The following is a 24,822-nucleotide window of genomic DNA, read 5'->3' as shown; positions in this document are numbered from 1 at the left end:
ATCAGCCGAAGGTGCGGAAGCGTTCGGCATCGTCCATGAAGGGCTTGTCGCCGAAGGGCCGCTCGTTCGAGCCAAACGGCATCTGGGCGCGCAGCTTCCAGCTTTCGGGCAGGTTCCAGTGCGCGGCGACCTGTTGGTCGATCAGCGGGTTGTAGTGCTGCAGGCTAGCGCCGATTCCCGAATCGGCCAGCGCCGACCAGACGGCCAGCTGGGCCATGCCGCCCGACTGTTCCGACCAGATCGGGAAGTTGTCGGCGTAAAGGGCGAAGTCCTGCTGCAGCTTCGCGACCACGGTCTGATCCTCGAAGAACAGCACGGTGCCGAAGCCGGCGGCGAAGCTGTCGATCTTCGCCTCGGTCGGGGCGAAGTTCTCGGCCGGGACGATGGCACGCAGGGTGTCCTTGGTCATCGACCACAGGGCCGTATGCTCGTCTCCGAACAGGATCACGGCGCGCGAGCTTTGGGAGTTGAACGAGGTCGGCGCCAGCTTGACCGCCTTGCGGATCACGGCGTCGATCTCGTCCTGCGACAGCGACACGTTCCGGCCAAGCGCGTATTGCGAACGGCGCTTGCTCAGCCCGTCGAGTGTGGGATTGGTCATGGGGTGGCTCCTGGATGGGGCCGGGGGCGCAGGGGCGCCCCCGGTGCGGGATCAGTCGGCCTTGCGCGCTTCGACGGACAGGTGAACGACCACCTCGTCCGACACGGCGGGGGCAAACATGCCGACGTTGAAGTCGGTGCGCTTCAGCGTGGTGGTCGCGTCAAAGCCCAGCCAGGCCTTGTTTTCCATCGGGTGGGTGCCCTGCTGGTTCAGCACGGTGTCCAGCACGACCTCCTTGGTCACGCCGTTCAGCGTCAGGTCGCCCGTGATCAGGGCCGTGTTCTCGCCCGTCACCTCGATGGAGGTGGAGGTGAAGGTCACGGCCGGATCCTTGCCTTCGCCGCCGAAGAAGTCGCCCGACAGGAAGTGCTTGTCGCGCGCATCGTCGCCCGTCATCAGCGAGGTCACGGGGAAGGTGGCCTTCACGGACGACGCGGCGGGATCCTCGGCGTCGAACTCGATCGTGCCTTCGATGCCGCTGAACATGCCCGTCGTTTCCGAGAAGCCGAGGTGCTTGTAGGAGAAGACGACCTGGCTGTGGCCGGTGTCGAAGGTGTAGGCCTTGGGCGCGGCCAGGGCGGCGCCGGCAACAAGGGCGAGAGCGGTGGCGAGGGCGGTGGTCTTGAACATTGGATACTCCTGCATGTTCGGGTGGAAAAGGTGTCAGCGTTGCGCGGTCAGCGCGACGTTGATGGTGACGGGGAAGCCCACGGTGGTTTCGTCCGGATACCCGTCGCCGACGGCCCAGGTGCGGCGGTCCAGCGTGGTCGATCCGGCCATCGTCGCCACGCCGTCCGCGATGTCCAGCGTGAAGGGCAGGTCGAACGGCATTTCCGCCCCCTTCATCGTCAGGGTGCCGGAGGCGAGATAGCCGGTGTCGGCCGGGGCGATCCGGGCCTTGAAGACGGCGGTGGGATGGGTCCCCACGTCGAAGAAGGCCGGGCCCTTGGCCTGATCGGTCACGGTGCCGATCGTCAGGCTGTCCATGTTGATGGTGACGGTCACGTCGCCGGTGCCCGTCGCCTCGTCAAACGCGATGGCGGCGGTCCAGTCGGCGAAGGAACCCTGCACGGGCGTCCCCATCTGCGCGACCGAGAAGGTGACCGAACCCTCCTTCACGTGCCAGTCCGAGGCGACCTGCGCCAGCGCGGGGGCGGCTTCGGCGGCGGTCGGGCGCGTGACATAGGCGTATCCCGCCCCGACCGCGAAGATCACGGCGGCGGCCAGCGCCGGAAGGACATGGTGCCGTGTCAAGCCGGCCCCCGCCGCGCGCCCGAAGACCATCCGCCCCAGAACGCCGTCCTTGTCGATCAGGCCGTGCTTCAACGCGCCTGCGATGTGCAGGGCTACGGTGCCGATCAGCAGCCAGGCGAAGGTCCGGTGCACATTGGCCAGAACCTCGGCCAGATGACCGGATTTCGGGACAAAGGGCAGGTCCTGCCCGAAGGGCCACAGGATCGGCGCGAAGCCTTCCGTCGCCGCATGTTCGGCCCAGCCGGCCAAGGGAACGGCGATCATCAGGACGTAAAGCAGCCAGTGCGCCGTTTCGGCTATGAACGTCTCCGCCCGCCGTTCGGGGTGCACGGCGGCCGGGCGGGGCTGTGACAGGGCCCACAGGATGCGCAGGCTGGCCACGATCACCGCCGCGATCCCGATGGTCTTGTGAAGCGAGAAGAGCTGCACCTTCCGGTCCATCGCCTCGACCGACAGCCGGTTGGCCACCAGCCCCAGCACGACGTTGCACAGGATCAGAAGGGCCGTCAGCCAGTGAAAGGTGCGGGCGACGCTTCCGTAGCGGGTCGCGCTGTTGCGTGTCATGAAGTCTCCGGTCGTGCGGTGGGCTTTGGGTGGGGTCATCGGGGAAGGCGGTCCGCAGGGCCAGACGTTCGTCCGGCCGGATTTCGTGCTCGCCGGGATGAAGGTGCAGATCGACCCGCACGCCCTGCGCCGTATAGGGCTCGGCAGGCGCGGTCGTCATCGGCAGGGGGTAGATCGGATCGCGGCGCCCGCGCTGCCGAACCTCTTCCCGCGGCGCGATCAGCCCGGCCCTTGGCCGCAGACCGGCCGCAAGGGCAGGGAACTGGTGTTCGCCGCCGCCCGTCCCGTGAAAGGCGAAGATCTGGAGCGATCCTTGGGTGGCAAGCGCCGGCATGGGTCAGTCCACGATCGGCGGCAGGTTGCGTTCCAGCGCCGGACGCAGGTGTTCATGCTGGACCGGCAGCTTCAGCCCTTCGCCCAGATGGGCGGAGGCCTCGTCCCGGGCAAACCCCGGCTCGTCCGTCGCCACCTCGAACAGCACGCCGCCGGGGGTGCGGAAGTAGATCGCCCAGAAATAGTCGCGGTCGATCGGGGGCGTGACCTGATATCCGGTGTCGGCGATGGCCTTGCGGACACGGTCCTGCGCCGCGCGGTCCGGCACCGAGAACGCGATGTGGTGGACCGAGCCGCCGCCTGGGCGCGCCCCTTCGGCGCCCGGAAGCACCTCGATGTCCAGAATGTCGGCGCCGTTGCCGTTGGGCAGGCGGTAGCGGGTCAGGGCGCCGTCCGTTCCCTCCACCTCATACCCCATGAAGCGGAGGAGTTCGCCCGTCGCCCCGCCGTCGCGCAGGCGCAGCGTGGCGCCGTGGAAGCCACGCAGGGCGTGATCGCCCGGCACCACGCCCGTCCACGGGGCGCGGCCGTCGTCCGCCTCCACCAACGCAAGCTGGTCGCCGTCCGGCCCGTGGAAGCGCAGCCGGTCCTGTCCGAAGGACGACGCCATCACCGGCGACAGGGCGGCCAGCCGTTCGGTCCAGAAGCCGAGGCTGCCGGGCGGCACGGCGAAGGCGGTTTCCCCCACCTCGCCTGTGCCTCGGCGGCCCTTCGCAATGTGCGGGAAGGGGAAATAGGTCATCACGCTTCCGGCCGAGCCCGCTTGGTCCCCGTAATACAGGTGATAGACATCGGGCGCGTCGAAGTTCACGGTCTTCTTCACCCGGCGCAGGCCAAGAGCTCCCGTGAAGAAGTCGTTGTTCACCTGCGGATCACCCGCAAGCGCCGTGACGTGGTGCAGGCCGTGGATCGGAAGGGTCATGCGGCATCTCCTGTTGAGAACAGGGATACCGCCCGCCGGGCTTTTCGATAAGCCCACTTCCGTGCACATTGACTGTTGCGGGAAACACAACAGTGCCGCTCAGACCCGTATGGAAGAGGGGCCGGAATAGGTCCGCAGGCGCAGCTTAGGCATGCAGGCGTCAATGCGATGCAGACGGGGCAGGCTGAAGGTCGCGGCTTGTTCTGCACCCATCGCTAGCCCGACAGGTTGTGCGTATGTCGAGGTTTTGGCCAAGGTCGGCAATGCGCCCCCTGATCGCGACATCGGTGAGTTCCAATGTTTCGGGGGGCATTCCGCAGGATCAGGTCCTACCGCGTCAGCGCAGGAACACGGCCCGTCCTGTCGTGGCGGGCGGATCGGTGGCAAGCCCGATCCGCCTCATGGTCAGTGGGATTGGCCGCCCGCCAACCCGCTTCCTTCGCCAAAGAGGGACGCCGACAGGCGGTCCGCGGTCCGGATGGCGTGCGCGATCCCCCGTGCGGACAGCGAACGGTGGACCGAATGGATGACGTTGGTGGGGGCCATTGCATCCTCCCCTACGCGCAGAAGGTCGGCGTCGGACACGTCCGCCAGCCCCAGATCGGCCAGACGCACTGGCAGGCCGATGTCGTGGCAGAAGCGGGCGGCCTCGGCGAACTCCTCCTGTGGGCGGTTTTCCAGCGCCAGAAGGCACAGGACGCCAAAGGCCACCTTCTCGCCGTGGAAGAAGTGGTGCGTCGGCTCCAGGATCGTCAGGGCGTCGTGAACGCCATGCGCGCCCGACACGCCGCAATTTTCGAACCCGAGGCCGGACAAAAGGGTGTTCGCCTCGATCACGTTCTCCACCGCTTCCGTCAGGCAGCCGGCCCTCGCGGCCAGAAACGCCGCGCGCCCGTCGCGCATCAGCACCTCGTGGCAGTTGCGGGCGATGGCGGCCCCGGCGGCCGTCACGGCATAGCCGTCGGCGATGTAGTTGTTCGACCGGCTTTCGAAGTTGGACCGCGCCTCGTACCAGGTGGACAGCGCGTCGCCCATGCCGGCGGCCAGAAAGCGGACGGGCGCGCGCAGGATCACCTCGCTGTCGACCAGCACCATGTCGGGGTTGCGATAGCAGCGTTCCACCCGGTCATAGACGCCATCGGCCGAATAGATCACCCCGATGGAACTTGTGGGACTGTCGGTGGAGGCGATGGTGGGCACGGTGATGATCCGCGCGCCCGCATCGCGCGCCGCGATCTTTCCGGTGTCCAGCGTCTTGCCGCCGCCCACGCCGATCACCGTGTCGCAGCCCTGGGCCAGCGCCGCGCAGCGGGCGACCTCGGCCTCGGTGGATTCGCCGCCGAAGACGGTCACCACCGCCTCCACCCCGTGATCGGCCAGCGAGGCGCGCAGCGTGGCGCCGTAGGTCCGCTCCACGAAGGCGTCCATCAGCAGCAGGGCCTTCGGCCCAAGCCCGGCCGCGTACCGGCCGACATCGGCCAGGATCCCCGGCCCCTGAACATAGCGCAGGGGCCCGCCGTATCCGCGTTGTGTCATGTCGTTCTTCCTTCAGCGCAGCGTCAGGCCGCCGTCGATGGTGATGATTTCGCCCGTGGTGAAGCTGGCCGCGTCCGAGGCGAGGTAGACGGTCGCGCCCACCAGCTCCTCCGTGCCGCCGATGCGGTTCTGCACCGCGCCCGCCGCCCAGTGGTTCGCCACCACATCGGGATGTTCGCGCAGAACCTCGTCCGTCAGTTCGGTGCGGATGTAGCCGGGGGCGATGGCGTTGACGCGGATGTTGTGCTCCGCCCATTCGGTGGCCAGTGCCTTCGTCAGCATGTGCACGCCCGCCTTCGACACGTTGTAGGCGGCGTGGCGGAAGGGCCAGTTCACGATCCGCCCCGACATCGACCCGACCGAGATGATGGACCCGGACCGCTGCGCGATCATCTGGCGCCCCGCCGCGCGCGACATCAGGAAGACCCCGTCCAGATTCACGGCCATGGTGCGGCGCCAGTCGTCCAGTGGCGTGTTTTCGGCCGCACCCGGCAGGACGATCCCCGCGTTGTTGATCAGGATGTCGACGCGGCCGAAGGCGGCCACCGTCTCGGCCACCAGCCGGTCGGCGTCGGCCTCCACCGACACGTCGGCGCGGATGGCAAGGGCGCGCCCGCCCGCGTCCTCGATCGCGCGGACCACCTGCGCCGCGCGGTCGGCGGCGGAGTGGTAGTTCACGACCACGGTGGCGCCGCGGGCGGCCAGCCCCTTGGCCAGCGTTTCGCCGATCCCGCGCGAGGCGCCGGTGACGATGGCCACGCGGCCGGTCAGGTCGAAGATGTCTTTCGTCATGTGCAGGATGTCCCGGATGTCAGGCGGCGGCGCGCAGGGTGTTGCCAAGCAGATGCTCGGCCACCCGGACGGCCTGCGCCACGATGGTCAGCGAAGGGTTGAAGCCGGTGGAGGAGGGCAGGAACGAGGCGTCGACCACGTAAAGGTTGTCCACGTCCCAGACCTTGCAGAACGGATCCAGCACCGAGGTCGCGGGATCGCGCCCGAAGACGGCGGTGCCGCACTGGTGCATCGACACCGTGATGTCCATCCGCTGCGTGATGATCAGCGGATAGCCGATCGACCGCATGACCCGGCCCCACTGGCGCACCAGTTCGTTGTGAGCCTTTTCGTTGTTGGGGGTGTACTGGATGCGGACGGTGCCGTCGGGGTCCAGCAGGACGCGGTTGTTCCGGTCGGGCAGATCCTCGGACATGATCCACCAGTCGACGGAGCGTTTAGCGAACAGGCTCATCATCCATTCGGGGATGATCTTCATGTTCGCCGTCAGCATCCCGCCCTGCAGCTTGCCCAGCCCTTGGACGTTGCCCAGAGGATAGGGGCGGTGACTGTTGGCCAGGTAGTAGTCGTTTATCGCCATCGACTTCTGGAACGTCACGTTGTTCTTGCGGAACGGGTGGATGGCCATCATCGCTGTGTTGTTGTGGGCCATGTAGTTGCGGCCCAGAAGGTCCGACCCGTTGTTGCCGATCCCGCCCTTGTGCCGGTCGTTGGCCGACCGCAACAGCAGCACCGCCGAATTGATCGCCCCGGCCGAGGAGATGAAGAGATCGCCGCCGATGGTGCGGATCTGGCCGCCCTGTTCCACCTCGATCCCCGTGATGCGCTTTCCGGGGCCGTCGGTCAGCAGGCGCAGCACCTTGGTGTCCAGCACCAGATGCACGCGGTTGGTGGCGATGGCGGGGCGGATCAGCCGCACCTCGGCGTCATTCTTGGCGCCCAGCTTGCAGGCGAACCCGTCGCAGGTGGCGCAGCGGATGCAGGCGCCGCCCGGCTGGCGGTCGATCGCGATGGGCAGGGGGAACGGGCGCAGGCCCTTGCCGCGCAGCTTTTCGGCGATGGCCTCCATCTCGGGCTCGTGCCCGATGGTGGGATAGGGGAAGGGGCCGGACCGCGGCGGCTCGATCGGGTCGGCGCCGGCGGTGCCGTGGGTGCCCATCAGGCGTTCGGCCTCGTCGTAATAGGGCGCGAACTCGTCATAGCTCCACGGCCAGGCGGGGGCGATCCCGTCCTCATGCTCCAGCACCTCGAAATCCTCCTTGCGGAACCGGACGGTCGCCGCGCCGAAGAACTTCGAGTTGCCGCCCACGTAGTAGAAGGTGGAGGGATGGAACGGTTTGCCGTCCTTGTCGCGCCAGGTTTCCCTGGCGGTGTACTTGCGGTCGTGGAAGACGGCCTTGACGGACCAGTTGTCGGCCTCGCGCGGGAGGTAGTTCCCGCGTTCGATCATCAGGACGCGCGCGCCCCCCGCCGCCAGCCGGTTCGCCATCGCGCCCCCGCCGACCCCGGCCCCCACGATCACCACGTCATAATGGTCGTCAATCGCATTCATGGTGTTTTCCTCCCTTTGCGGCGGGGGGCCTCCTCTGCCCGCCCACCCGGCCGTCACATGATCGCACCGACCTGCCACGGCACGAATTCGTTGTCGCCGTAGCCCAGCTCCTCGCTGCGCGTCGGCTGCCCCGAGGCGGTGTCCAGCATCAGCCGGAACAGCCGCTCCCCCAAGGCCTCGATGGTTTCCGCCCCGGTCACGACGGTGCCGCAATCCATGTCCATGTCCTCGGCCATGTGGCGGAACATCTCGGAGTTGCTGGCCAGCTTCAGGGACGGCGCCGGCTTGAAGCCCGATACCGACCCGCGCCCGGTGGTGAAGGCGATCAGGTTGGCACCCCCCGCCACCTGTCCCGTCACGGCCACGGGGTCGTAGCCGGGGGTGTCCATGAAGACGAGCCCGTGCTCCGTCACCTTCTCGGCGTATTCGTAGACGGCGTTCAGGCGCGACATGCCGCCCTTGGCCACGGCGCCCAGCGACTTTTCCAGGATCGTCGTCAGCCCGCCGGCCTTGTTGCCATGCGACGGGTTGTTGTCCATCTCGGCGTTGTTGCGGGTGGTGTAGTCGCGCCACCACTCGATCCGCTCCAGCAGCTTGCGGGCCACGGCGGGCGTGGCGGCGCGGCGGGTCAGAAGGTGTTCGGCGCCATAGATCTCGGGCGTCTCGCTCAGGATCACGGTGCCGCCATGGCGCACCAGCAGGTCCGCGGCATGGCCCAGACCCGGATTGGCCGAGATGCCGGAATACCCGTCCGATCCCCCGCATTCCAGCGCCAGCGTCAGGCCGGAGACGGGAAGCGGCTCGCGCCGTGCGGCACCCACCAGCACCATCATCTCCTCCACCGCGCGGATGCCGGCCTCCACCGTGCGGCGGGTGCCGCCCACCGTCTGGATCGTCATGGACCGCAGGCGATCGGATTCGGCCAACCCTTCGCGCTGCAGAAGGGCCGGGATCTGGTTCGTCTCGCACCCAAGGCCGATCATCAGCACGCCGCCCACGTTCGGATGCGTGGCATAGCCCGAAATGGTGCGGGCGAGGTAGTCGTAGCCCTCGGCCTTGGTGTTGAAGGCGCAGCCGCCGCCATGGGTCAGCGCGATGACGCCGTCCACGCCGGGAAAGGGCGGGCGCGTCGCGAAATGCTGAGCCACCGCCTTCGACACCGTGGCCGAACAGTTCACCGAGGAGATGATGGCGATGTAATTTCGCGTCCCGAAGCGCCCGTCGGGCCGGCGATACCCTAGGAAGGTTGCGCGCTGATCCTCGGCCACCATCACCGGGGGCACGGCGTCGGCGCAGACAGCATAGTCGCGCGTGAATTCCCCCACCGTCAGGTTCTGGGTGTGCACATGGTCCCCCGCTGCGATGTCGGCGGTCGCGAAACCGATGGTCTGGCCGTATTTCGTGACCGGCTGGCCGCGCGGGATGTCCGCCAGCGCCATCTTGTGCCCGCGCGGAATGCGGGCGCGGGGCGGCGGGCCGTCGATGGCGCCGGGGGTCGCGGGGTCGATCGCCTCGCGCGCTACGGCCACGTTGTCGGCCGGGTTCAGCCGGATCAGGGGGGAAACGTAGTTGGAGATGTCTGGCATCACGTGTCCTCGGACAGGAACATGCCCGTCCTTTCATGGTGAAGCTTCGCCATCACGTCGAACGAGGATTCGAGGTGGATGCGCATCGCAAGCTCGGCCTGGTCGGCCTTGCCGGCGGCGACGGCGGCGGCGATGGCGGCGTGCTGTTCGGTGACCATCGCAAGATGGCCGGGGACGGGGGCCGACAACTGGCGCATCCGGTCCAGATGCACCTTGGCCAGCGTGATGAAGCGCCAGATGCGCGGCATCCGGCTGAGCCGGGCAATGGCCGCGTGAAAGGCGTCGTCCTCGTCCAGGTAGTCGTGCAGATGGCCGGTCTGCACCAGCGCCCGCATCCTCGACACGATCGGGTTCAGCTCCGCGCCAGCATCCTCGGCCACTGTAGCGGCACGGCGCACGCTTTCGATTTCCAGCGCGCGGCGAATCACGAAGCCTTCCTCCGCAACCTCGAACGAGATGTGGCTCACATAAGTGCCCGAGTGGGAGATGACATGGACCAGCCCTTCGTCCGCCAGCCGCTGCACGGCCTCGCGCACAGGGGTGCGGGACATGGAAAGTTCGGCGCAAAGGTTCTTTTCCACCACCGGCGCACCGGGGGCCAGATCCAGCATGATGATGGACCGGCGCAGCAACTCATATACTTGCTCTGCCTTTTGCGGTGCGCGATTCTGCATGTCACGGCTCCTCCTTTCTCTTAAATAGGCACTGTATAGGAGTTTCTGCAATTGATTTTTGCAGGTGCTTGACAGACTCATATATCGGTGTGCAGTGTGACTCATATATCGGTTGGTGGTGGCAGAGGAGGCTGCCGCTGATCGAAAGGGAAAAAGGGTCGTAAGGGAGCGCACGCTTCCGCGGCTTTCGGAGGGCGTTGTCTTGAGCACGATAAACTACCTGACGCGGATCGAATTCGGCGAAGGCGAGATCGCCCGCCTGCCGGAGTTCCTGACGGGCCTGGGCGTCACGCGTCCGCTGATCGCCACGGATCGCGGCCTTGTTGCCACTGGTCTCGTGGACCGGGTGACGGCGCAGCTGCCGCAGTCGGCCGTCTTCATGGACACCCCTGCCAACCCGACCGAAGAGGCAGCCATCGCCGCCCATGCGATGTATGTGGCCGAAGGTTGCGACGGAGTCGTGGGCCTTGGCGGCGGATCCTCGCTGGATCTGGCCAAGGCGGTGCGGCTGCTGACGGGGCACGAGGGCCCGCTGGAACAATACACCGCCGTGGCCGGTGGCGTCGGGCGCATTCACGGCAACATCTGCCCGATGATCGCGGTGCCCACCACCTCCGGCACGGGGTCCGAGGTGGGGCGCGCCGCCGTCATCATCACCACCGACGGGCGCAAGCTGGGCATCATCTCGGGCCACATGCTGCCGACGATCGCGCTGTGCGACCCCGAGTTGACCTATGGCCTGCCGCGCGGGCTGACGGCGGCCACGGGGATGGACGCCATCTCGCATTGCCTTGAAACCTTCATGGCGCCGGCCTTCAACCCGCCGGCCGAGGCGATTGCCCTGCACGGGCTGGATTGCGGGCTGCGCGCGCTGGACGCGGCGATGGCCGACGGGCGGGACGTGGCCGCGCGGCGCGACATGATGACCTGCGCGCTGGAAGGGGCGATGGCGTTCCAGAAGGGCTTGGGCGCCGTTCACGCGCTGACCCATCCCTTGGGCGCGATCCGCGAGCTGAACCTGCACCACGGCACGCTGAACGCCGTCCTGATGCCGGCTGTCCTGCGCTTCAACCGCCCGGCCATCGGCGCAAAATGGGACGTTCTGGCGGCCCGCATGGGGGGGGAGCCGGACGCCGTGATCGCGGCCATGAACACCCGCATCGGCATACCCGCCGGACTGCGCGCCATGGGCGTGACGGACGCGATGATGGAACAGGTGTCGCACGCGGCGCTGAAGGATCACTGCCACGCCACGAACCCGCGCCTGGCCACGCAGGCCGAATACCTTGAGATTCTGAAGCAATCGGCCTGACAGGCCGCGCCGGGGAAGAGGAGCCCCGGCGGTTCAGGGAGCATGGGCCGGAGGGGCCCGACACATGGGGAGGAACGAATGACAATGGAATCCGAAGCGCCGAAACTGGTGAGCCATCACCGCGGCATCCAGTTGACGCGCCGCGGCCTTCTTTCGGCCGGCGCGGCCGCCACCGTGGCCGCCACGCTGCTGCGGCCCGACTATTCCTGGGCGCAAAACACGGACAAGACCTTCTGCGCCTCGCTGGGCTGGACGGTCTGGGAATCCGGCCGCCACATCGTCAACGGCTACAAGGACGCCGTGGAACGGCTGGGCGGCACGCTGACCATTGCCGACGCCAACTACGACGTGAAGAAGCAGGCCGACCAGATCCTCGCCTTCGTGGAGGCCAAGCCCACCGCGATCTTCATTACCCCCGCCGACAGCGCCGCCATCTCTCCGGCCGTGCAGCAGGCCGTGGCCTCGGGTATCCCGATCTTCATCGGCGACAGCTACGTGCCGGGCACGACCGTCACCTCCACCGCCATGTCGAACAACTTCGGCCTGGGCGCCTATCCGGCCGAGTTCATCGCAAAGTCCCTGAACGGCAAGGGCAAGGTCGCGCTCGTGTCGCTGCCGTCGAACGAAAGCTGGGACCAGCGGACGCTGGGCGCGAAATCCGTCTTCGCCCGCTTCCCCGACATCGAGATCGTGTCGGAGATCGCTTTCGCCCTTGGCGGATCGACAACGCCGCGGCAGGTCGTGGACCAGATTCTGACCGCCAACTCCGAACTGGACGCGATCTGGACCGCTTGGGACGGGGCGGCGTCGGAAGGCACGCTGGCTATCCGCGCGGCGGGGCGCGACACGATCATCACCGGGATCGACGGGGGGCAGCAGTCCTTCGAATACATCAAGGCCGGATCGCCCTTCAAGATCACCATGGCGCAGAGCTTCTACGAGATGGCGTACATGAACGCCTTCTACGCGCAGGAGGTGGCCGCCGGCCGTCCGGCCCCGCGCTTCGTCATCACCCCGGCCTATGCCGTGACGAAGGACGTGCTCGACCCGCTGAACACCATCCCGGACAACTATGACGTCCCGGGCGAGGCGACGAAGCTCGGCTGGAACCGCGTGCTCTGACGCGCCCGGCGGCGGGGCCTTCTCGCCGCCGGTTCATCTGCATCACGGGATAAAGGGGCTGGGGGATGGCTGAAGGCACCCGCACGGTCCTCGACATGCGCGGCATCGAGAAGCGCTTCGGGGACGTCAAGGCACTGGACAATGTCGGCTTCAACCTGATCGCGGGAGAGATCCACGCGCTTCTGGGGGTGAACGGGGCCGGGAAATCGACGCTGATCAAGATCCTGTCGGGCGTCTACACCAAGGACGAGGGACGGATCGAGATCGGGGGCGAGGCGTTCGACCTCGGCTCCCCCCGCGCGGCGATCGAGGCGGGCATCGCCGTGGTGCAGCAGCATCCCGAACTGGTGGGCGATCTGTCGGGGGCCGAAAACATCTACCTCGGCCATGAAGGGACCCGCCCAGGCCTGTTCGCGCGCATCGACCGCAGCGATCTTGCGGCCCGCGCCGAAGCGCTTCTGGCGCGCTTCCCCATCGACGTGGACCTGTCGCGCCGCGTGGCCGACATGCCCGCCGTGGACCGCGAGATCGTAGCCATACTGCACGCCCTGCGGCTGGAAAACGCCCGCATCCTGATCCTGGATGAACCCACCTCCACCCTGACGGAACGGGAAAAGGCGTCGCTGTTTGCCATGATGCGGATGCTGAAGGCCGCGGGCATCGCCATCATCTACATTACCCACCGGCTGGAGGAGGTCTACGAGATCGCCGACCGCTTCACCGTGTTCCGGGGCGGGCGCAACGTCGCCTGCCATACGGTGGCCGAGGCGCAGGCCACGGGCCTCTCCATCCCCAACCTGATGCTGGGCACGGGTGGCGGCCTCGCCTTCCCGCCCCGCGCCACCACCCCGGCGGGGGCGCCGGTTCTGGCCGTGGACGGCCTGTCCTGCGACGGCATGTTCCGCGACGTGTCCTTTACCGCCTGCAAGGGAGAGATCCTGGGCATCTTCGGGCTGGTCGGATCGGGCGTGGACGAGCTGTCGAAGGCCCTGTTCGGCGTGTTCCGCCCCGACCGTGGGCAGATCAGGTTGCACGGAAAGCCTGTCACCCTGCGGTCGCCCGCGCAGGCGCTGCGGTCGGGGATCTTCCTCGTGCCCGGCGACCGGCGGACCGAGGGCCTGACCCTGGACGAGAATGTGATCTTCAACACCACCGTCGCCAACCTCGGGCGCGCCTCCTTCGGCGGCCTCCTGCGCTTTGGCGCGAACCGCCGCCACACCCGCGCGCTGGCCGAAAAGGTGGATCTGCAGCCGATGCGACTGGACCGCACGCTGCGCGGCTTTTCGGGCGGCAACCAGCAGAAGGTGGTCATCGCCAAGGGCCTTTACCGCCAGGCGCAAGCCTACATCTTCGTGGAACCCACGGTGGGCGTCGACATCGGCGCGCGCACCAAGATCTACGCCCTGATGCGCGAGATCGCGCGCGACGCGGCGGTGATCGTCATCTCCTCGGACTGCGACGAGGTTCATGGCGTCGCCGACCGGACGCTCGCGCTCTACAAGGGGGCGCCGGTCGGATCGGCGTCCCGTGACACCTCCCGCGACCATCTGCTGCACGCGGGCATCATGGGGGGGATCGCGGCATGATCTCTCGTCCGCTGGCACTTCGGCTTCTGGCCTTCGCGGCGCTCGTGGCGCTGATCGGGCTGGCCTTCTGGTCGCAATCGGCGGCCTTCGCCTCCACCGGCAACCTGCGGTCGCTGATGCGGCACATGTCGGTGCAGGGTCTGGCGGCGCTTGGGCTGACCTTCGTCATCGTCGTGCGCCATTTCGACCTGAGCTTTCCCGGCGTCGCCTCCATGGGCGCCATGACGCTGGGCTGGCTGATCGCGGCGGGGATGCCGCTGCCCGTGGCCATTGGCGGCGGGCTGGCCGTCGGCCTCGCCTTCGGGCTGGTCAACGGGTTCGCCGTGGCGCGGCTGGGGCTGCCCGACATCGTGACGACCATCGGCACGGGCGGGCTCGCCATCGGCTTCTCCTACTTCTACTCGAACGGCACCTCCATTTCGCAGAACTTCTTCATGTCGGGGATTCTGGATCTGAACGACCGCAAGATCGCGGGGCTGGACATGCCCTTCGCGATCCTGATGGGGGCGGCGCTGGTGGGGGCGATCCTGCTCCACGCCTCGCGCTTGGGGGCGGGCTTCTACGCCACGGGCCAGAATACCGTCTCCGCCCGCTTTTCCGGCGTACCGACCCGGCGCCTGATCGTGGTGGCCTTCGCGCTGTCGGGGATCATGGCCTGCCTTGCGATCACGCTTCTGGTCGCGTCGTCGGGGGCGGCGAATGTCACGGCGGGCAACCAGCTGCTGATGCCCGCCTTCGCCGCCGTCTATCTGGGGGCCGCGCTGTTCGGGCGGCCGTCGATCGGGGCCACGCTGGCCGGAACGCTCCTGATGTCGATGATGCTGAACGGCTTCACGCTTCTGGCGATCCCCTACTACTATTCCGACGCCATCGTCAGCACGGTGCTGATCACGGCCATCGCCATCTTCGATCCCCGCGTGTCGGCGCTGCTGCGCCGGGGCGCGCCCCGCCGGAAGGGGGAACCCGTATGACCGACCTGACAACCGCCACGCCCCGCCTCCGCGCGGGCCGCAACAGCCGGGAGGCGCTGATGCGCTTTGCCTTCTTCCTTCTGGTCCTGGCCGTGTTCGTGATCTTCGCGATCCTGCGGCCGACCTTCGTCACGCCGGGCAACATCCACGGGATGTTGATGTCGGCTTCCATCGGCGGGCTGATGTTCCTTGGCCTGACCTGGCTGATCGCGGCGGGAGAGATCGACGTCAGCTTCATGTCCGTCGCCGCCCTGTCCAACATGGTGGTGGCGGGGCTGGTCCTGAACGGCGCGGGCTGGGGGCTGGCCGCCCTGGGCGGGCTGGGGGCCGGGATCGTCTTCGGCCTGCTGAACGCGACGCTGGTGGCCGTGCTGCGCCTGCCCGCGCTGGTGATCACCATCGCCACGGGCGCGCTCGCCGCGTCCATCGCGGCGGCGATCGGGCTCGGCACCTCCATCGCGCTGACGGGGACGGGCTTTGTCGGCCAGCTCCTGGACCTGCGGATCGGGGTGCTGCCGCTGATCGCGGTCATCGTCGGCGCGCTGTACGCCGCCAGCTGGTTCGTGCAGGAGCGCCTGACCTTCGGCCACTACATCTATGCCATGGAACAGAACCGCGCCGCGGTGGTGGAGGCGGGGGTGCCCGTCAACCGCATGCTGTTCCTGCTGTTCGTGCTCTCAGGCACCGTCTCCTCCCTTGCCGGGGTGCTTCTGGCGGCGAACCTGTCCTCGGGGCAGCCCTATCTGGGCGCGTCCTACTTCCTGGACGGGCTGACGGCGGTGCTGCTGGGCGGGATGGCGCTGAAGCTGGGCAAGCCGAACGTGATCGGCACCCTGACGGCCACGATCTTCCTGATCGGCCTTCTGAACGGCGCGGCCCTTCTGGGCTGGACCGACAGCGAACGCCAGATCGTCCGCGGCAGCCTGCTGCTGATCGGCGTCGGCCTTGTTGTCTTCGCCCGCACCCGCCGCAAAGCATGAAAGGACTGCCCATGAAAGCGACCACCCGCCGCCCCGTCGGCACCACGGGGCTGGAGGTGACGGCCCTCGGCGTCGGCTCGGCCCCCCTGGGCGGGCTTTACGCCGACGTCCCCGCCGCGCAGGCGCTGGAGATGCTGGACACGGCCTGGGATCTTGGCATCCGCTACTTCGACACGGCGCCGATGTATGGCCTGACCCGCGCCGAACACCTTGTCGGCCAGACGCTGAGGGAGCGGGACGGCTTCACCCTGTCCACCAAGGTTGGCCGCCGGATGACCACCGAACGCGCCGGCCGCACGCTTCCGCCCGAACCGCCGAAGAACCCGCTGGACCCCGGCTGGTGGAACGGGCTGCCGTTCCGCGAGGTCTTCGACTACAGCTATGACGGCGTGATGCGCAGCTATGACGACAGCCAGCAGCGGCTGGGGATGAAGCGGATCGACCTGCTTTATGTCCACGACATCGGCCGCGTCACCCATGCCGACCTGCACGACCACCACTGGGGCGCACTGACGAAGGGCGGCGGCTTCCGCGCGTTGCAGGAGCTGAAGGCCGCGGGCGACATCGGCGGCTTTGGTCTGGGCGTGAACGAATGGGAAGCCATCCGCGACGCGCTGGAGGAGACGGATCTGGACTGCTGCATGCTGGCCGGGCGCTATTCGCTTCTGGACCGGGACGCGGCGGACATTTTCCTGCCGCTGGCCGAGCGTCGGGGCGTGGCGCTGGTGGTGGCGGGCGTCTACAACTCGGGCATCCTAGCGGCCCCGAAGGGCGGGCGGCGGAAGTTCAATTATGCCGACGCCGATTCCGCCATTGTGGCCAAGGTGGAAGCGCTGCGCGCCGTCTGCGACGGATACGACGTGCCTCTGGCCGCCGCCGCGATCCGCTTCCCCATGCGCTACCCCGCCGTCACCGCCGTGGTGATCGGCGCCAAGACCGCCACGCAACTGCGCCAGAACGTCGAATGGTTCGACACCGATCTGCCCGACGCGATCTGGGCCGATCTGGATGAAGCCTTGGGAGAATGAGATGCTGAAGAACGTGAACCCCCTTCTGACCGGCGACCTGCTGGCGATCCTTTCGGACATGGGCCACGGGGACGAACTGGTGATCACCGACGCCAACTTCCCCGCCGCCGCCGTGGCGCAGCGCCTGATCCGCCTGCCGGTCAGCGCCACCGATACGCTGGACGCCGTCCTGTCCGTCCTGCCGCTGGACGATTTCGTGGACGCGCCCGCCGCTGCCATGGACGCCCCCGACGGCCGGCCCCCGATCTACGACGCGTTCGAGGCCGCGATGGCCACTTCCGAAGGGCGGCCGGTGGGCATGGACCTGATCGACCGCTTCGAGTTCTACGATCGGGCGCAGGAGGCCTATGCCGTGATCGCCACGGGCGAACGGCGGCTTTACGCGAACATCATCCTCAAGAAGGGCGTCCTGCGGACGTAAGGCCATGCTTGACGCACATCAGCATTTCTGGACCGTCGCGCGGGGGGATTACGGGTGGATGTCCCCCGATCTGGTCGCGCTGTACCGCGACTTCGGGCCGGAGGATCTTCGGCCCCTGCTGAACGCCGCCGGTGTGACCCGCACCGTCCTGATCCAAGCCGCGGAAACCGAGGCGGAGACCGACTTCCTGCTGGACCTCGCGCGAACCACGGACTTCGTGGCGGGCGTGGTCGGCTGGATCGACATGTTCGACGACTGTTTCGCCGCCCGGCTGGACCATTACGCGGCGCAGCCGAAATGGGTGGGCCTGCGCCCGATGCTGCAGGAGCATGACCCTGCCCGCATCGGCCATCCGCAGTTCCGCACCAGCCTAGCCGAGGTGGCGCGCCGGGGCATTCCCTTCGACATCCTCACCTTCCCGCACCACCTTCCGGCGATGATCGAGGCCCTGCGCGCCGCGCCGGGGCTGCACGCGATCGTGGACCACATCTCCAAGCCCGACATGACGGCGCCGCTGGAGGACGCGTGGGTGCGCGACATCCGCGCGCTGGCGGCGGTGCCCGGGATGCACTGCAAGATCTCCGGCCTCGTGACGGAGGCGGGGGAGGAGTGGAGCGCGGACCGCATCCGGCCCTTCTTCGACATCGTGGCTGACGCGTTCGGACCGGAGCGGCTGGTGTTCGGGTCGGACTGGCCGGTCTGCACCCTTGCCGCGACTTATCCAAAGGTGCTGCAACTGGCCCGCGACCTGCTGGCCTACCGCTTCGGAGCCGAGGCGATGGCCGCAATCATGGAAGCGAACGGCGCGCGGTTCTACCGGCTGGGGCGCCGCTGATCCGGTTGGCTGCGGGCCCTGCCTGCTGGCGACGCTGTCCGGCGGGCCGCAAGGATCCGGGCGGGTAAATTGCAAGCCCGTGCGCAAGGGGGCGCCGCACAGCCCTGCGTGATCCGCACGCCCGCATCGGTGACAATGCCGTCAGGACGGAAACGGACCGGCAGAACCCCTTATGCGTCCCCGGGACAAGGCCGCGGCGCGCCCGCTGCCGAAGAGCGCGGTTCAGCAGCAGCGAAAGATCCGGCGGCGCAAGGCGAAAGGATCACGTCGCCACAGGCATCGTGAACTCGGCACCCTCCACGATGCTTTCGGGCCAGCGCTGCATGATCGACTTCTGCTTGGTGTAGAAGCGCACGCCTTCCTCGCCATAAACATGCATGTCGCCAAACAGGCTGCGCTTCCAGCCGCCGAAGCCGTGCCAGGCCATGGGCACGGGGATCGGGACGTTGATGCCGACCATGCCCACCTGCACCCGCCGCCCGAACTCCCGCGCCACATGGCCGTCGCGGGTGAAAAGCGAGACGCCGTTGCCGAATTCGTGGTCGTTGATCAGCGTCAGCCCCTCGGCGAAGGTGTCGACGCGCAGGCAGGACAGGACCGGGCCGAAGATCTCGTCGCGGTAGATCTTCATGTCGGGGGTCACGCGGTCGAAGAGGGTGGCGCCCAGCCAGAAGCCGCCCTCGTGTCCGGGGACGGAGAAGTCGCGCCCGTCGACGACCAGTTCGGCTCCCTCGGCCACGCCGGCGTCGATATAGCCGCGGATGCGGTCGCGGGCGGCAGCGGTGACGATGGGGCCCATCTCCGCCGACAGATCCTCGCCATTGGTGATCTTCAGCGTCTCGGCGCGCGCCTTCAGGATCGGGATCAGTTTGTCACCCGCATCCCCCACCATGATCGCGACCGAAATCGCCATGCAGCGTTCGCCCGCCGAGCCGTAGCCTGCTCCGATCAGCGCATCCGCCGCCTTTTCCATGTCGGCGTCGGGCATGATCATCATGTGGTTCTTGGCCCCGCCAAGCGCCTGCACCCGCTTGCCGTGCCGCGCGCCGGTTTCGTAAATATAGTTGGCGATGGGCGTGGACCCGACGAAGGAGATCGCCTTCACGTCCGGATGCTCCAGCAACGCGTCCACCGCCACCTTGTCGCCCTGCACGACGTTGAAGACGCCGTCGGGGAAGCCCGCCTGCTTCATCAGGTCGGCATAGATCAGCGAGGCCGAGGGATCCGTTGGCGAAGGTTTCAGGACAAAGGTGTTGCCCGCCGCAATGGCCACGGGGAACATCCACATCGGCACCATGACGGGGAAGTTGAAGGGCGTGATGCCCGCCACCACGCCCAGGGGCTGGCGCAGCGTCCAGTTGTCCATGCCCGTGGAGACCTGGTCGGTGTAGTCGCCCTTCAGAAGCTGGGGCATGCCGCAGGCGAACTCGATGATGTCGATGCCGCGTTCGACTTCGCCCTGCGCGTCGGTGAAGACCTTGCCGTGTTCGGCGGTGATCGCGCGGGCCAGATTGTCCTTGTGCTGGCGGACAAGGGCGAGGAACGCGTTCATCAGCCGCGCCCGGCGGATCGGGGGCGTGTCGGCCCAGGCGGGAAAGGCGGTGCGGGCCGCGGCGACGGCTTGATCCACCGTTGCGGCGGTGGCCAGCGCCACGCGGCCCGTGACCGCGCCCGTGGCGGGGTTCGTCACGTCCTGCGTGCGGCCGTCCCCGGGAACGACGCGCCCGCCGATGTAGTGGCCGATGGGGGTGATAGGGGTCATGGGAAGTCTCCGGATCAGGGAAGCGTGCGCAGGATGTCGGCCAGCGTGCCGAACAGCATGTCGATCTCGCCCTCCGAGATGATGAGCGGAGGGGAGAGGGCGATGATGTCGCCGGTAACGCGGATCATGAGGCCGCGGTCCCATGCGGTCTTCATTGCCTCCGTCCCGCGGGCGCCGGCGGCACCGGGGCGGGGTTCCAGCTCGATCCCCGCGACAAGGCCGAGGTTGCGCAGGTCCTTCACGTGGGGCAGCCCGCGCAGACCGTGCACCGCTTCCTCCCACTTGGCGGCAAGGCCATCGGCGCGGGCGAACAGATCCTCCTCGGCATAGGTGTCGAGGGAGGCGAGGGCCGCCGCCACCGCCACGGGATGGGCGGAATAGGTGTAGCCGTGGAAGATCTCGATCGGGCTGTCGGCGTTGTCCATGGCCGAGGCGTGGATGCGGTCGCTGACGATCACCGCGCCCATCGGGATGGTGCCGTTGGTCAGGCCCTTGGCGGTCGTGATGATGTCGGGCGTAACCCCGAAATATTCCGCGGCCGAGGCGCGGCCCAAACGGCCATAGGCGGTGATCACCTCGTCGAAGATCAAAAGGATCCCGTAGCGGTCGCAAATCTCGCGCAGGCGCTTCAGGTAGCCGATGGGCGGCAGCAGCACGCCGGTCGATCCTGCCATCGGCTCCACGATCACGGCGGCGATGGTGGAGGGATCGTGCAGTTCGGCGATGCGGATCAGGTCGTCGGCCAGTTCGGCCCCGTGTTCGGGGCAGCCCTTGCTGAAAGCGTTGCGCGACAGGTCATGGGTGTGGCGCATGTGGTCGACGCCGGTCAGCATGGAGCCGAAATGCATCCGGTTCTTCACGATCCCGCCGACCGAGATGCCGCCGAAGCCTGTTCCGTGATACCCGCGTTCGCGCCCGATCAGGCGGGTGCGGGCGGCGTCCCCGCGCATCCGGTGGTAGTGCAGCGCGATCTTCAGCGCCGTGTCCACCGACTCCGATCCCGAATTGGTGAAGAACACGTGGTCCAGCCCATCCGGGAACAGGCGGGCAAGGCGGGAGGCCAGTTCGAACGCCTGCGGGGTGCCGAAGTTGAAATGCGGGGCATAATCCAGCGTCGCCACCTGCTTCTGCACCGCCTCCACCACGCGGCGGGCATTGTGGCCGGCGTTCACGCACCAAAGGCCCGCCGCGGCATCGAGGATCTGCCGACCGTCCTGGCTGGTGTAGTACATCCCATCGCCCGCCGTGATCAGGCGAGGGTTCGCCATAAAGTCGCGGTTCGGGGTGAACGGCATCCAGAAGCTGGACGGATCGTTGGGAAGGGTCGCGTCTTTCATCTGCAACTCCGGAGGGGACGGATCATCTGGGCACACGTCCGACTCCCCGACAAGACTGATTTGTGACAGCAGAAATCGCGCTGTTTTTCCAGCGAAATCCTGTAGGGTGATTTCGATGAAAAGCGGGGAAGCGCATGGCCGAGGTGGAAGCGATGGTCGCGATGCGGCTGCGCGTGGTGCGGCGGTCGAAGGGTCTGTCGCAGCGCGAGCTGGCGCGCAGGACCGGGGTGGGCAGCGGCACCATCTCGCAGATCGAATCGATGGCGATGCAGCCGTCGGTGTCGGTGCTGAAGAAGATCCTGGATGGGATCCCGATGGATCTGGCCAGCTTCTTCAGCTTCGAACTGGCGCCCGAAAGCGCCCGCGTCTTCCGGCGGGGCGATCACGTGAACATCGGCGCGCCGGGGATCAAGTACCTGCTGATCGCCGCGCAGCGCCCGAACCGCGCCCTGCAGATGCTGCACGAATTCTACGAGCCCGGCCGCGACTCCGGCCGCCACGCCCTGTCGCATGAAGGCGAGGAGTGCGGCGTCATCATCGCGGGCCGGCTGGAGGTGACGGTGGGGGACGAGGTGCACGACCTTGGCCCCGGCGACGCCTATTACTTCACCAGCACCACGCCGCACCGGTTCCGCAACACCGGCGAGATTATGTGCGAGGTGGTGAGCGCCTGCACGCCCCCGACGTTCTGACGGGCCCGTTCAATCATGTGTGACCCGTCCTGCCGGAACGTCCGGCAGCAGCGGCCGTTGGGTCCTTGAAACAAGCAGGAGCCACCCATGACCGACCGCCTTCGCCTTCAGGACCCGCGCACCCAGTATCCCCAGCCGCCCTTCCCGGAACAGCCACAATCCTCCCCCGGCTCCGTCTCGGCCATGGACCCGGTGCCGGACCACGGCGAGGAGAGCTATCGCGGGTCGGGCCGGCTGGCGGGGCGCCGTGCGCTGATCACCGGCGGCGATTCCGGCATCGGCCGCGCCGTGGCCATCGCTTATGCCCGCGAAGGGGCGGACGTTGCCATTTCCTATCTTGAGGCGGAAAGCGCCGATGCCGAGGAGGTCGCCACCCTGATCCGCGCCGAGGGCCGCACCGCCGTGTTGCTGCCGGGCGACATCACGAATGAAGCGTGGTGCCAGCAGATGGTGGAAAAGGCGGTGTCCGATCTCGGCGGCCTCGACATCCTGGTGATCAACGCCGGCCGCCAGCAGTTCCGGACCGAGATCGGCAAGCTCTCCACTGGGGACTTCGACCGGACGATGAAGACGAACCTTTATGCGATGCACTGGATCGCGCAGGCGGCGGTGCCCCACCTGCCGGCGGGCGCGGCGGTGGTGACGACCGCTTCCGTTCAGGCCTACGATCCGTCCGCCATGCTTCTGGATTATGCGACCACGAAGGCCGGCATCGTGGCCTACACGCAAGCATTGGCAAAGCAGCTGATGGAAAAGGGCATCCGCGCCAATGCTGTCGCGCCCGGCCCGTTCTGGACGCCGCTGCAACCTTCCGGCGGGCAGCCGCAGGACGCGGTGAAATCCTTCGGCTCCCAGACCCCGTTTGGGCGTCCGGGCCAGCCGGTGGAAATCGCGCCGATCTACGTGCTGCTGGCCAGCCGGGAAGGCAGCTACATCACGGGCGAGGTGTATGGCGCCACGGGCGGTTCCGGCGTCGCCTGATACCGGCGCGGGCGAAGGAGCCGATCTCTTCGCCCGTCCGCAAGTCGCGCCGGGCGTGGTCATGTTGGCAAAGCCGGGCGGGGGAGTCCGCGCCTGCGTGGCCCTCTGGCGGTCCCGGTATGTTCGGCATCGCCGCTCCAGCACCTGTGTCAGGATTCGGGCAGGTTATCACTGACCCTGCCTGCCTGGTCATGACGGGGTTCGGCTTGCGGGCGCCCGCATGCGGTCCATGCGCTGACCCGTGCTCGACTGCAGCGCAGATTTTCCGACAGCGCGACGGATTTTGGAACCTCGATCTACAGACTGTCCTGCGACCTGCCTCTACTTCCGGTATGAAGCAAGCCATCGCGCCGTGAAAGCGCCGGCGCAGTTCTGCCGCCTGCCAACCCGTTCGTCATTCTCCGCGCAGGCCTTGTTCGGGTGGGGCGGCTTTTCGCGAAGGATCGACCTCCTGCCCGACCGGCGGGAGGCTGCCGGGGATGGTTCTTTGACCGCCGCCGGTCGACATCCTGCTCGGCGCCCAGCACAACAACATGCGAATGCCCTGCAGCGTTCTTGCGCACAGTCTGCCGTATCTGCCACGATGGCCCATCGATCCTAAACGAATGTCCTGCCGATGAAATGTCTGATCGTCCAACCCATCCATGCCCGTGGTCTGGACCTGCTGCGCGCCCACGGGATCGAACCCGTGATCTGCCCTTCCTCTGACATGGAGACAGTGGCCGCCCTTGCCGGCCCCTGTGACGCCGTGATCACGCGCAACGCGGGCTTTTCGGCGGCGGCCATCGCGGCAGCGCCGGGGCTGCGCGTGATCTCGGTCCACGGGACGGGGCACAATGCGGTGGACAAGGCGGCGGCGGGCGCACGGGGCATTCCGGTGTGCAACGTGCCGGGCGCGAACGCGCGGTCGGTCGCGGAACTCGCGCTTGGCCTTGCGCTGGCGGTGGCACGGGGCATCGCGGCCGGGGATGCGGCGGAACGGGCCGGTCGCGCCGCCTTTCGTGAAAGCGCGACCTTCACCGAGCTTCAGGGCCGCACCGCGCTGATCGTCGGCTGGGGCGCCATCGGGCGCGAACTGGGGCGGATGCTGGACCGCGCCTTCGACATGCGCGTCCTTGTCCATTCGCCGCGCGCGACCGACATCGCCTCCGTCGGGTTGGAGGAGGGGTTGGCCGAGGCCGATCTCGTCTCGCTCCACACCCCCATGCGGGCGGAAACGCGGCACATGATGAACGCCAAACGCTTCGCGCTGATGAAGCCGGGCGCGATCCTGATCAACACCGCGCGTGAAGGGTTGGTGGACGAGGCGGCTCTGGCCGCCGCCCTGACTACGGGCACGCTGGCCGGGGCGGGGCTGGACGTCTATGAACACGGCGCGCCCGAAGGGCCGCTGCGCGATCTGCCCGTGGTCTTCACCCCCCACATGGGCGCCACGACCGAGGCCGCGCTGATCCGCGTGGCTGACCGCGCCGCCACCCACGTGATCGAGGCGCTGGCCGGCCACCGCCCCGCCACGACCGTCAATGCGGACCTGCTTTCCTTCCCTGCCTGAAGCAGCGTGACGCCGTCGGGTCGGAGAGTCCATAAGGTGATGCAGCCTTCACGTACGACCGGGGCGCCCGCCCCTCTGCCCCGGTGAGCCGCCAAGACAAAGCTCGCCCGTTGGTCCGGGAAGGACCTTCCAGCAAGGCGTCGACAGGTTTCCCCGTGCCGCACCTGCTGGCGCCATGGCTGGGTGACGCGTGAGATGACCGGAGCGTGGGTTGGGCCCGTCGCACCGGGCCCGGCGCGCAGTCGCTCCCGATCGCGTCACTGCCGATCTCTGCCTGCACACCAAGGGCTGACGCCGCAACGTTCTTCATCCTTGGAAGCGATCCCTGACCTTGAGGCCAGCTTGTGGGACGTTGGTCAGGTCCGCCTGAACCGGGTTGCGCGCGGGTGGTGGTTGGGCCGCGCGGACCGCCGGATCGTGCTGGCCGCG

The 24,822-nt window shown here is 67.8% G+C and carries 22 protein-coding genes; 11 read left to right on the top strand and 11 right to left on the bottom strand.

Annotation, left to right across the window (positions count from 1 at the left end; translation table 11 throughout):
• Position 1: 1 nt before the first annotated feature.
• The 9 genes from PIJ50_RS10520 to PIJ50_RS10480 form a co-directional block, all read right to left on the bottom strand.
• Positions 2 to 601: a nitroreductase family protein gene (locus PIJ50_RS10520; RefSeq protein WP_271975081.1), complete on the bottom strand. Its 600-nt coding sequence runs from the start codon at positions 599 to 601 to the stop codon at positions 2 to 4.
• A 51-nt stretch (positions 602 to 652) separates the two neighbouring features.
• A complete protein-coding gene (locus tag PIJ50_RS10515; RefSeq protein ID WP_271975079.1) occupies positions 653 to 1,231 on the bottom strand; it encodes a YceI family protein in 579 nt (192 codons plus the stop codon).
• Positions 1,232 to 1,264: 33 nt separating this feature from the next.
• On the bottom strand, positions 1,265 to 2,419 hold the full coding sequence (locus PIJ50_RS10510; protein WP_271975077.1) for a cytochrome b/b6 domain-containing protein: 1,155 nt from the start codon (positions 2,417 to 2,419) through the stop codon (positions 1,265 to 1,267).
• 337 nt (positions 2,420 to 2,756) lie between these two features.
• Positions 2,757 to 3,674: a VOC family protein gene (locus PIJ50_RS10505; protein ID WP_271975075.1), complete on the bottom strand. Its 918-nt coding sequence runs from the start codon at positions 3,672 to 3,674 to the stop codon at positions 2,757 to 2,759.
• A 405-nt stretch (positions 3,675 to 4,079) separates the two neighbouring features.
• Positions 4,080 to 5,210, bottom strand: coding sequence for a glycerol dehydrogenase (locus PIJ50_RS10500; RefSeq protein ID WP_271975073.1), 1,131 nt, complete (start codon positions 5,208 to 5,210; stop codon positions 4,080 to 4,082).
• Between the two features lie 12 nt (positions 5,211 to 5,222).
• Positions 5,223 to 6,002, bottom strand: a complete 780-nt coding sequence (locus PIJ50_RS10495) for an SDR family NAD(P)-dependent oxidoreductase (RefSeq protein WP_271975071.1) — start codon at positions 6,000 to 6,002, stop codon at positions 5,223 to 5,225.
• Positions 6,003 to 6,021: 19 nt separating this feature from the next.
• On the bottom strand, positions 6,022 to 7,554 hold the full coding sequence (locus tag PIJ50_RS10490; RefSeq protein WP_271975069.1) for a GMC family oxidoreductase: 1,533 nt from the start codon (positions 7,552 to 7,554) through the stop codon (positions 6,022 to 6,024).
• A gap of 53 nt (positions 7,555 to 7,607) precedes the next feature.
• Positions 7,608 to 9,140, bottom strand: coding sequence for a D-arabinonate dehydratase (locus tag PIJ50_RS10485; protein WP_271975067.1), 1,533 nt, complete (start codon positions 9,138 to 9,140; stop codon positions 7,608 to 7,610).
• Positions 9,140 to 9,814 (bottom strand): GntR family transcriptional regulator, encoded by a 675-nt coding sequence (locus PIJ50_RS10480; protein WP_271975066.1) that lies wholly within the window; start codon positions 9,812 to 9,814, stop codon positions 9,140 to 9,142. The genes PIJ50_RS10485 and PIJ50_RS10480 overlap by 1 nt, the downstream gene beginning before the upstream one ends.
• A 202-nt stretch (positions 9,815 to 10,016) precedes the next feature.
• Here PIJ50_RS10480 and gbd point away from each other — a divergent pair, with 202 nt between their 5' ends.
• The 8 genes from gbd (at position 10,017) to PIJ50_RS10440 (ending at position 18,069) form a co-directional block, all read left to right on the top strand.
• On the top strand, positions 10,017 to 11,126 hold the full coding sequence (gene gbd / locus PIJ50_RS10475) for a 4-hydroxybutyrate dehydrogenase (protein ID WP_271975064.1): 1,110 nt from the start codon (positions 10,017 to 10,019) through the stop codon (positions 11,124 to 11,126).
• A gap of 78 nt (positions 11,127 to 11,204) precedes the next feature.
• A complete protein-coding gene (locus PIJ50_RS10470) occupies positions 11,205 to 12,248 on the top strand; it encodes a sugar ABC transporter substrate-binding protein (RefSeq protein WP_271975063.1) in 1,044 nt (347 codons plus the stop codon).
• A 65-nt stretch (positions 12,249 to 12,313) separates the two neighbouring features.
• Complete coding sequence (locus tag PIJ50_RS10465; protein ID WP_271975061.1) at positions 12,314 to 13,834, top strand: sugar ABC transporter ATP-binding protein; 1,521 nt, start codon at positions 12,314 to 12,316, stop codon at positions 13,832 to 13,834.
• On the top strand, positions 13,831 to 14,805 hold the full coding sequence (locus PIJ50_RS10460) for an ABC transporter permease (protein WP_271975060.1): 975 nt from the start codon (positions 13,831 to 13,833) through the stop codon (positions 14,803 to 14,805). The genes PIJ50_RS10465 and PIJ50_RS10460 overlap by 4 nt, the downstream gene beginning before the upstream one ends.
• Positions 14,802 to 15,785 (top strand): ABC transporter permease, encoded by a 984-nt coding sequence (locus PIJ50_RS10455; RefSeq protein ID WP_271975059.1) that lies wholly within the window; start codon positions 14,802 to 14,804, stop codon positions 15,783 to 15,785. Before PIJ50_RS10460 ends, PIJ50_RS10455 begins: the two co-directional genes overlap by 4 nt.
• Before the next feature lie 11 nt (positions 15,786 to 15,796).
• Positions 15,797 to 16,813 carry an aldo/keto reductase gene (locus PIJ50_RS10450; RefSeq protein WP_271975058.1) on the top strand — a complete coding sequence of 339 codons (1,017 nt, stop codon included), beginning with the start codon at positions 15,797 to 15,799 and terminating at the stop codon, positions 16,811 to 16,813.
• Position 16,814: 1 nt separating this feature from the next.
• Positions 16,815 to 17,234: an RbsD/FucU family protein gene (locus tag PIJ50_RS10445; protein ID WP_271975057.1), complete on the top strand. Its 420-nt coding sequence runs from the start codon at positions 16,815 to 16,817 to the stop codon at positions 17,232 to 17,234.
• Between the two features lie 4 nt (positions 17,235 to 17,238).
• Positions 17,239 to 18,069, top strand: coding sequence for an amidohydrolase family protein (locus PIJ50_RS10440; protein WP_271975055.1), 831 nt, complete (start codon positions 17,239 to 17,241; stop codon positions 18,067 to 18,069).
• A 262-nt stretch (positions 18,070 to 18,331) separates the two neighbouring features.
• On the opposite strand, the gene PIJ50_RS10435 is transcribed toward PIJ50_RS10440, so the two are convergent.
• Both PIJ50_RS10435 and aptA read right to left on the bottom strand, forming a co-directional pair.
• A complete protein-coding gene (locus PIJ50_RS10435) occupies positions 18,332 to 19,831 on the bottom strand; it encodes a CoA-acylating methylmalonate-semialdehyde dehydrogenase (protein ID WP_271975053.1) in 1,500 nt (499 codons plus the stop codon).
• A 14-nt stretch (positions 19,832 to 19,845) separates the two neighbouring features.
• Positions 19,846 to 21,168: an omega-aminotransferase AptA gene (aptA, locus tag PIJ50_RS10430; RefSeq protein ID WP_271975051.1), complete on the bottom strand. Its 1,323-nt coding sequence runs from the start codon at positions 21,166 to 21,168 to the stop codon at positions 19,846 to 19,848.
• 134 nt (positions 21,169 to 21,302) lie between these two features.
• Between aptA and PIJ50_RS10425 the strand changes: the two genes are divergently transcribed.
• From PIJ50_RS10425 to PIJ50_RS10415, 3 genes are all read left to right on the top strand, one after another.
• Positions 21,303 to 21,860 (top strand): cupin domain-containing protein, encoded by a 558-nt coding sequence (locus PIJ50_RS10425; protein ID WP_271975050.1) that lies wholly within the window; start codon positions 21,303 to 21,305, stop codon positions 21,858 to 21,860.
• A gap of 87 nt (positions 21,861 to 21,947) precedes the next feature.
• Entirely contained in the window at positions 21,948 to 22,841 is an 894-nt protein-coding gene (locus PIJ50_RS10420; protein WP_271975049.1) for an SDR family oxidoreductase, read from the top strand.
• A 616-nt stretch (positions 22,842 to 23,457) separates the two neighbouring features.
• Entirely contained in the window at positions 23,458 to 24,393 is a 936-nt protein-coding gene (locus tag PIJ50_RS10415) for an NAD(P)-dependent oxidoreductase (RefSeq protein WP_271975047.1), read from the top strand.
• Positions 24,394 to 24,822: the final 429 nt, after the last annotated feature.

It is taken from the genome of Falsirhodobacter sp. 20TX0035, assembly GCF_028307215.1.
Classification (GTDB): domain Bacteria; phylum Pseudomonadota; class Alphaproteobacteria; order Rhodobacterales; family Rhodobacteraceae; genus Falsirhodobacter.
This window is presented reverse-complemented; position numbering and strand designations above follow the sequence as displayed.